The 7,997-nt window shown below is 55.1% G+C and carries 9 protein-coding genes; 4 read left to right on the forward strand and 5 right to left on the reverse strand.

The genetic code is table 11. The features are described from left to right. From ACGYLA_RS19140 to ACGYLA_RS19150, 3 genes are all read left to right on the forward strand, one after another. The coding region (locus ACGYLA_RS19140; RefSeq protein ID WP_394434558.1) for a transposase at nucleotides 1-295 on the forward strand (295 nt) is incomplete at its 5' end. Nucleotides 296-766: 471 nt separating this feature from the next. Continuing rightward, the gene (locus ACGYLA_RS19145; RefSeq protein ID WP_394434560.1) at nucleotides 767-1,090 is read left to right on the forward strand and encodes a hypothetical protein; all 324 of its coding nucleotides are present in this window, start codon (nucleotides 767-769) and stop codon (nucleotides 1,088-1,090) included. Then, nucleotides 1,083-1,862, forward strand: coding sequence for a hypothetical protein (locus ACGYLA_RS19150; RefSeq protein WP_394434562.1), 780 nt, complete (start codon nucleotides 1,083-1,085; stop codon nucleotides 1,860-1,862). Before ACGYLA_RS19145 ends, ACGYLA_RS19150 begins: the two co-directional genes overlap by 8 nt. Nucleotides 1,863-1,909: 47 nt before the next feature. Here ACGYLA_RS19150 and ACGYLA_RS19155 read toward each other — a convergent pair whose 3' ends face one another. Both ACGYLA_RS19155 and ACGYLA_RS19160 read right to left on the reverse strand, forming a co-directional pair. After that, entirely contained in the window at nucleotides 1,910-2,746 is an 837-nt protein-coding gene (locus ACGYLA_RS19155; RefSeq protein WP_394434564.1) for a sulfotransferase, read from the reverse strand. 32 nt (nucleotides 2,747-2,778) lie between these two features. Next, nucleotides 2,779-4,185 carry a sulfotransferase family 2 domain-containing protein gene (locus tag ACGYLA_RS19160; RefSeq protein WP_394434566.1) on the reverse strand — a complete coding sequence of 469 codons (1,407 nt, stop codon included), beginning with the start codon at nucleotides 4,183-4,185 and terminating at the stop codon, nucleotides 2,779-2,781. A gap of 305 nt (nucleotides 4,186-4,490) precedes the next feature. Between ACGYLA_RS19160 and ACGYLA_RS19165 the strand changes: the two genes are divergently transcribed. Continuing rightward, nucleotides 4,491-4,733, forward strand: coding sequence for a hypothetical protein (locus ACGYLA_RS19165; protein ID WP_394434568.1), 243 nt, complete (start codon nucleotides 4,491-4,493; stop codon nucleotides 4,731-4,733). A 416-nt stretch (nucleotides 4,734-5,149) separates the two neighbouring features. On the opposite strand, the gene ACGYLA_RS19170 is transcribed toward ACGYLA_RS19165, so the two are convergent. From ACGYLA_RS19170 to ACGYLA_RS19180, 3 genes are all read right to left on the reverse strand, one after another. After that, nucleotides 5,150-5,506 (reverse strand): hypothetical protein, encoded by a 357-nt coding sequence (locus ACGYLA_RS19170; RefSeq protein ID WP_394434570.1) that lies wholly within the window; start codon nucleotides 5,504-5,506, stop codon nucleotides 5,150-5,152. 426 nt (nucleotides 5,507-5,932) lie between these two features. Next, the gene (locus ACGYLA_RS19175) at nucleotides 5,933-7,636 is read right to left on the reverse strand and encodes a hypothetical protein (protein WP_394434572.1); all 1,704 of its coding nucleotides are present in this window, start codon (nucleotides 7,634-7,636) and stop codon (nucleotides 5,933-5,935) included. Then, complete coding sequence (locus tag ACGYLA_RS19180; protein ID WP_394434574.1) at nucleotides 7,629-7,931, reverse strand: hypothetical protein; 303 nt, start codon at nucleotides 7,929-7,931, stop codon at nucleotides 7,629-7,631. Before ACGYLA_RS19180 ends, ACGYLA_RS19175 begins: the two co-directional genes overlap by 8 nt. Nucleotides 7,932-7,997: the final 66 nt, after the last annotated feature.

The raw sequence follows: 7,997 nt of genomic DNA on the forward strand, positions 1-7,997 counted from the left end.
ACTCAGACGGACTGATCAGCTCGGCCGTCGAAAGCGCCCGGCCAGCCGCGAGTTACACCACGCTATGGGGCATGATCGACCCTCCAGCCCGTGGCAGAAAGGCACGGTGGAAAACACCAACCGACGCGCCAGAAGATGGCTACCCCGCAAGCGCAACACCACGGCGGTCCCAGATCATGAGTTGAAAATGATCTGTGACCGCCTCAACGCAACGCCGCGCAAATGTCTCGGCTACCGCACGCCCGCTGAGGTCTTTGAAAGCAACCTGATGGAAATACAGAAACGGTTGGAATAAAACGAGATATCAAGAACTGCACTTCACCGTGAGCTCACACCGAAGCGCTGACTCGAATGACCGTCGCACCAGAATAGTTCAAGTCGCACAGAAGGCAGCCTCGTTTCGGACGGCACTGAAAGTGCGTATGAGACGAGCGTGGACGCTGTCACACGCGGTGATATGTCTAATGAAGATTGGACATCTTTGCAGAGCATGTTGCAGACTGTACGCGAAACCCACCTAACAGCATGTCGCAACAGGCGCGCAGCCGAAGGGACAGCGTAATAAACTTGAGAGCGCTTTAAATGCCGCAATGCTCTGAAGAGCCTCTATGGCCTTCCAGTACTAAAAAACGCAAAAAGTGCGGCCTGAAAAGCTCGCAAAGCATTGCTCAACGCTAAGAGCCTGTTGCACCTATCAGAGAGCGCGCAAAAACGCAGCTAAGGTCGATTGCAGTCAATGATACAACGGATTTACGGGGAATAGGCCATGAGCTTCAAGCTAACGATTGATGCCGAGGAAGAGGCATTTTTTTTCAAAGTCAGCGGCTTTGACGCGAAAGATCGCGCGCTGATCCATGCTCGGTTGGCAGAAGTCGCAGAGCTTCTCGAAGAAATCCTATCTTCTGATGAAGCCGCAAACAGCCTCACCGAGGCAGAGCTCACGCGGTTCAAGCCAAGCCTCGCGGCGCTGGAACTAAAGTACAAAATTCTTTTGCACCAGGCTGGTGCGCTGGCGCAGGCCGCTAAGGGCATCGCCCAAGGCCATGAGACAATCTCTCAGCACGGGTTTCCGGAGTTGGATGATGCCTGACCAAAGAACGGCAACCGTCCACTTTGGGGCAAACCGTATCGCGACCGGCCTTATAGAATGCATATCAAACCATTTGGAGAAGGTCTTACTAAGTACGTCGACCAAAACCATCACGCGCCATGAATACGTGGAGCACTTTAGAGCGACAATGGTCGCCTCTGACAAGTTGGGCCTTCTACAAGGGGCTGTTGAACCTGTTCTAAAACACCAAAAAAATCTCGACGCCTTTAAGCACATTATCATCAGTGAACACGCGCTTCTCGGCCCGGTGAGCGATATGCTGACCAAAAAGACCATGTTCCCTAAAGCCAAGCGCAGGGTTCAAAACCTCGACAATGCCTTCTCCGACCGCCAACTGGATCTGCATTTAGCAATCGCTCCTCAAGCAGAATGCTGGACATACTTGCTGGCGGATGATGACATCTTCCCCGGCCCTTCTGACCGCGCCGTACCAGTTCATTCTTGGGCCGACCTGGTGTCTCGCATCACGGCTGCCTGTCCCAGAGCTACCCTAACAGTTTGGAATTTCGAGCAGCCCCATCAGGTGATGCTACCGTTCTTGGCAGCCCTGCTTGATATAGATGTTGAGCTTATTGATCCTCAAACCCGCAAAGCCCTGTCGCAAGAGGCCTGTCATCACCTTAAAAGCGCAAAGCTTCTCAGCAAAATTGTTCAAATCGACGAAGAGCTACAGACACGCATGGATGCCCAGTATGAGCTCGACCTGATCAGGATTGACGCCATGTCGAAGGTCACTTTGCGTAACGGGTGAAGCCAAGTTCGCCCCGCGCCACGTCAGCCCACGTTCCATGCTCTTTTTTAGGTGTCTTGATAGAAGCTTTCGCCAAAATGGCTTCGAAGAAACGCCGCCTGGGGCGCGGCCAGCTCCTCCAAACGCTCAATGACATAGTCAGGCAACTGCAGCGGTGCCGTTTGATGGACCCTTTCAGCAGCTTGAGGGTACTCAGAAGAAGCCAAGTCACAATGATGCTCAATCTTGCGCAGAAGGCTCAAAGGATCTTTGCCGATTTGTCCGTAGGGTAAGTATAGCAATCGATCGTGTGCAAAACGTGCGCTCCACCGCGGCACATTGCTCAGATAGTCTCCGCGCGTTCGAAGCGCGGGCATATCTAACAGCTCTTCCCACTCCTGTCGCGAAGAAGGCAGCTTCTTTCTGCGGTGCGCGTTCATGCGCAGCTGAGACTTCAGCCGGCCCAAGGGATTACGGATGAGATAGATCAGTTTGCTATGTGGCAGAAAGCGCTTAAAAAAGTCCACGCCCTCATCTGGAATGCATGAGTATTCCGGCGTGACATCAAGGCACTTTTGGTCCTCCGGCGCTCGGGAAAAAATGTATTTATACCATGTGCCGTTCAAAATGGGTGCGGTCTGAAGACGATCAAGATATGCCAGATAGGCCTCATCTGGGGGTGAGGCGCTCGTAAGATGGCGCGCACGCGCGCCCTGAAGTCCCTGTTTGACATGCCACGGCGCCCACCGCCGGCATTCAGCAATGAACTTATGGTCGAAAAAATGCAGTTCCTTGAACGGCGGCACCCAAATGTCTCGTCTGGTTGCCAAAGTGACATGTAGCCAAGATGTGCCTGCTTTCTGCGCGCCGATACACAGGATATCGGGTTTGCGACCTTTGTTCATATCACGTCCTGCCTGCCAGGCTCACCACCGGCTCAAACATTATTCTTCATAATCCGCTGTAGCCGCTCTTTGATTTTATCGTCCACCAGAGGCGCAGCCTTCACCCCTGATATACGCTTGAACCGCCTATAGACGGTTGGGCCAAGCTTTAGTCGCTCAATCACCTCCATAAGGACCTTTCCGGCCGTCGGTTCCGATGCCGCCACCTTCCCCGAACGCGCAAGCATATTGTCGATCATATCCCCCTTCTCCACCCAATAGGTGAGCATGCCGTCAAACAATGCCCCTCCCGATGAAAAGCGTTTGCGCGGGGGCCACGGACGCTTTGGGTAGAACAGTTTAAGCTCGCTCTCATGCAGCTTCGCCGTATTTGCGTAGATACTGGCACTCATTCCAACAGCACGTTCTCCGGAACTTCGGCCAAAATCGGCGATCGTGTCTGCAATCGACACCAACCAGCGTAGGGAAAGCTCTGACCGGATCACCTCAAACTGTTCATCCAAGATCCGCCAAAAGAGCCTAAGGGCACTCTCGCAGCTTGGATCCCTGCGCAGCACGACGATCGTACAGGCCAGCAGGTGCGCGAGACGAGAGGCCCCAGAAAACTCCGGCTGAAGCTTCTGAAAATGAGCTACCAGATCTTTTGACCGCCCCGCCCAAGCCCCCGTTGGAGAGCCCGGGATAATTTCATCGGCGAAAGGCTCAAGCACAGAGCTCTCATCAGGCAGCGCTTGCGCAGCATCTTTCAGAAAGATCTTTTGGTCCGAGAAATAAGCGGGCCAAAGGTCGTAGACCGTCCTGTCCTTAGGCCTCAAAGGTTCGAAGTTATATCGTTTCTTTTTGGGTTCAGGGCGACCGGACGCATACCCCAAAAAGCGATAGTCATCCGCAAACAGGCGCATGAAGCGCTCTTCTTCCTCCGGCCGCCACCGCTCCTCGTGTTTTTGCCCGCTCCGAGACGCGCGAAGTCGCGGCAGTTCTGCTGCGATCCCGAAGTTCGCACAAAACGCCCCAAAATCCTCTTCGAGGGTTTCGAACCGAAGAACCGTGTCTGCATAAAACAAACAGTTAAACGGATGGGTCTGGGGAATGATATGATGCTTGAAGTTCCAAGGGAGGTCCCGATGACTACGGTCATAGCCAATCCACGGATCTTCCAGCACATCGAGCGCTTGCGAGATGGACAGATCGGGCCATCGCGGCTCGGCATAATAGTCCTCCGCCAACTGATTGCCGAACTTGAACATCCGGAAAGCAGACAGAAATCGAGCTTTAGGCTCGCGCACAACCGCTAAGCTGTGTCGGTCTCGGAAGCGCTCCGGCACATGACCAAAGTACCGTCCTTCAAGCCTCCCAAGCGCGTCGCGCACCGATGTGCCGCCGGTTTTGGGCAGGTGGATAAATACAATACGCGGCTTGTCGATTATGAAATTTGTCATCTCTTCCTGGCTTAACCTTGAGCCGGTACATGGGCCGCTTACCCGAACATCGAATAAAAAACGCGCAGTGTACAGAAGCCCAGAGCCGCAAACACAACTTCGCCCCATCCGATAAATGGGCCTACCGGCGAACCAGCATCGCATGGGCCCGATAAACATCGCCAATGCCCATCTAATCGGTAGTCTGTTGGAGCTCCAAGGGAGCAGCAATCGACATGAGTGCTGGCGTTTCAGGAGAATTGGCAAAGGCGGAGCGTTAGACTGGAAGGGTCGCGCTCGAAGCGGAGGTGGAACGGCGCCTGTCCTTGCCCCCTGACCAGTGGGAACCGGTCGGAGAGGCTTCCAGTATCACAGCAGCGGCACGGGCTGACCTTGCGGCATTGACCCCCAAATATCTGATGCGTTTCGTCTGGCATCCGCTCTTCGAACGCGGCCTCCTCGGCACCATCGATCACATTGTCGAAATCATCCATGGTGAGACGGAGCAGCAGCACTGCGTCGACCAGACAAAATCGACTTACTGCTGGCAGCGACTGGCAGCGAACTGACAGGCCTTATCAGCGTAGACAATAATACCACGCCAAGACATTTTCTCACAGCAAAACACCCCGAACTGAACTCAGTGTCCTGACAGGGGACAAGCCATAAGCATTTACTGTCAGAGGCCTCCGCGACGGGGGTTTTAGTAAAAAGATGGGGCACGATCATCTGATCGTAGCAACCCCATCTGCAGCCGCCTATTCGGCGGTAAGACCGGGCCCAGTAAGGAGATGGGTGCAGCCGGCGAACCGACAAAACCCAAATCCTCAGCTGCCTATTCGGCAGAAATTAGTAGGACCAATGAGACACGTCGGTTCCACGCGACAACCATCTAGAGCGTGTTTCAGTATTATTTAACTGACTTGCGCCTTTACCAATCGCATCGAGCAAACACCTTTCATCGCGACAGGCGCCAAAATTTTTCTCATGCAGACCAACCACAGATGAGGGGCCCGTTCGCAGAGATATCTTCAGCGAGAAACGCAACGATTGCAGGGTAGTAGCGTAGCAGATCTTTCCATTCCGCATCTTGCGCATTAAGGTTGTGGAACGCATCAGGAATGTCGGCCAAAGCCTCGTCTGGGGAAAGACCACAGTCGGTAAAACCGTCTTCGATCATACCTTCGAGCACAGCCAAAGTGTCGAGCGTAACGCAGAAGTCGCTGTAGTCTTCATAGACATCCCCGCCAGAGCCTTCCACAAGCGCCTCAAAAAATTCATCGTGATTGCGTAGAGAGAAAACCTCCTCCCCGTCGCGGTAAAAACCAATATCCAGTCCCATCTGTGTATCCTTTCCAGTTTGATGGTTCAGGTTGAGCGGCACGCGCAGCGCCTAAAAACAAACTGGGTACGTTTCTTGAGAGCCAAAAATGAAATCCTGCATTCTTCTGAAAAAAGTTGCACCGTGCCCAAGAGAGAGAGGCAAAGATCCAAAGGTTTTCTTCAAGCAGAAAGAATATAGATCCCAACGGGAAAGCCCGTTTAGACCCACGCCCGTAGACAGGAGCGTGGGCTTCGCGGTTTAAACGGTCGACGCCAAAGTTGTTTCGATCCGTGCTTCGGCCCAGGCGCCCCTTCAAAGCAACCCTCCGCAAGAAGGATGCGAACAGTTAAATCCCGATGAAACTTAAGGCCCCAATCATACCCTAGAGCTCGGACACGGCGCCCTTCAGTGCGCGGATCCCGCCCGATCGAGCGTTACCAACGCTTACGGATCGAGCACCTCCGCCAGCAGCCCGTCAATCATGCTTTGGCCCTTGGCCCGCTGCGCCCTTTCAAATTGTGCCGCTTGGTAGGCGAGTTGGGATCGCGCATCGCGCTGAGCCGTAAGAGCCAGCGCCATTTCCACCCCTTCCGGCCCCAACTGTCCAAGCTCTGTATGTATCCGAGTACGCGCAATATGCGCCCCGGTCCCCATATGCCTGCGCCAAGCGCTGGAAGGATATCCGCCTGCGAGTCCTTTGCCAGATACAGCGCGCAGTACGGGGACCTGATCCGTCTGGGAAAGCGCGCGGAATTGCGACAGATGATCCACGTTCATTCCGCGCAAAAGCACAGCATCCACAAAGGGCTCCAATCGTTTGTGTAGTCTGCCGCGTAGCGGCTCATCTTCTTTAGTTGTCGTGATATCGATGCGGTAGCAGTCCCCATCCTGCCATATATCCTTTCCCCAAATGAGCTGGCCGTCACCCAATCGCAGCGGGATCAGCGTCCAAAAGGCGATACAGAACGCCTCGTTAAGCAGTCGTATCTTGGTAGCCCGCCGCCTGGCCTCAGCGCTCTGCTCAAGAAGTGTATGCGCCAGCTGCCAGGTTTCCTTCAAATCAGGCAGTTGTTCATAGCGACCGAACTTCAGAGGCACGACGGACTGCAAGTCAGCTCGTAGCGCGTTCTCATGCGCACGGATCGCCTCCAACGTCAGCCTGTCAATTCCAAGGGCGTCTCCAAACTGGCGCAGCCGCATGACAGCGGTATGTCGTGTAGCGGGCCGATCCCCTTGAGACGTATAGGCTGGGGCCTGACGCGTCTTGGCATGCGCCGTGCGCGATGCCTCCATCCGCCGAACCCCTTCAATGGTAATGGCGACTGGAGCACCTGCATCGATCTGCACGTTTGCATATTCACGCAAGATATCTTCGGTGTTGTCGATCACGGAGGGGGCCGGCACCGCTTCATGGAGCGCCACAAACCCCGTGCGCCAGACCGTCAATTTGGCACGCCAAGCGGGCGGCAGCGCATCAAGAGCGACACGCCGCTGCGCTGCAGGGCGCGGCACGGACCCCGCTTTGGCAGGTTTCCGGGGCTTTTTGCGAGCGATCGCCTCAGAGAGGATTACATGTGCAGCAGGACTGCCCGGCATTAAAACATCGATGGCGGTCTTGAGAGAGCGCAAGCGGCGGCTCGACGTCACGTCCTCCCCAAATGCGAGGTAGTCATCGACCGTTGGCACCGTGATCCCACGCGCGGCTGTGAAGGCAAGAAACCGTGCAAAGACGCGCAGGTCCTCAAGCGCTACTGTCTCGAACCCCTTCAGTTTACAGTAGGGCGCCATCAAAGGGTCAGCCGCAAGCGCCTGCCTGTCTCGACGGTCACAGCTACGGCCGGTGCCTTTCTTTTCACGGATCGCGCCACGTATCGTGCAACAAACCGGGGTCCCCGCCGGCACCAACCGGTCAAACGCGGTACGCAGGTTCTCCAATTGCCGCGGTGAAGCATCCTCTTGTGCAAACGCAAGAAAATCCGAAACGGTCGGCACAGAGATCGCGCGCGTTTGCGCAAAACCAAAGAACTTATCCAAGGTGCGCAGCTCACGTAAGCCGATCTCATTAAGCCCGGGGGCTGCGCGATAGGGACCAAAATGCGCCGCAGATAGAATTTCTGCACGGCTGCGGGTATCGTAAGTCTTAGTCATCCATCAATCCGATCATCATGTCCTGACCCCGCTCAACGAGCTTGAGCGCGTTAAGCCAGCCGTAAAACTGACGTAAGGTGGCCGCAGTATCGTCGATACGCTTGGCTATCACTTCGATCTCGTTGGGGTAGCGATCGAGCAAGAGCGACGTCTGCCCGTGGCGCATCTGGTGCGGGGTCATCGGCAAGCCAACAACCGCACGCATGGCTTTCGAGAAGTGCGCGGCAAAAAAGTCCGTGTTGAGAGAGCGCCCGGGCTTGCGTACCGCAGGGAAAAGAAAGGGGGGTGTTGTCACATTAACGGTCCTGAGGTTGCTGGTTCATTGATCTGGGCGTAGGCGGTGTCGATGCAGACACAAAAG

Origin of the sequence: Sulfitobacter sp. 1A13679 (genome assembly GCF_043557115.1) — a bacterium.
In the GTDB taxonomy this organism is placed as follows: domain Bacteria; phylum Pseudomonadota; class Alphaproteobacteria; order Rhodobacterales; family Rhodobacteraceae; genus Sulfitobacter; species Sulfitobacter faviae.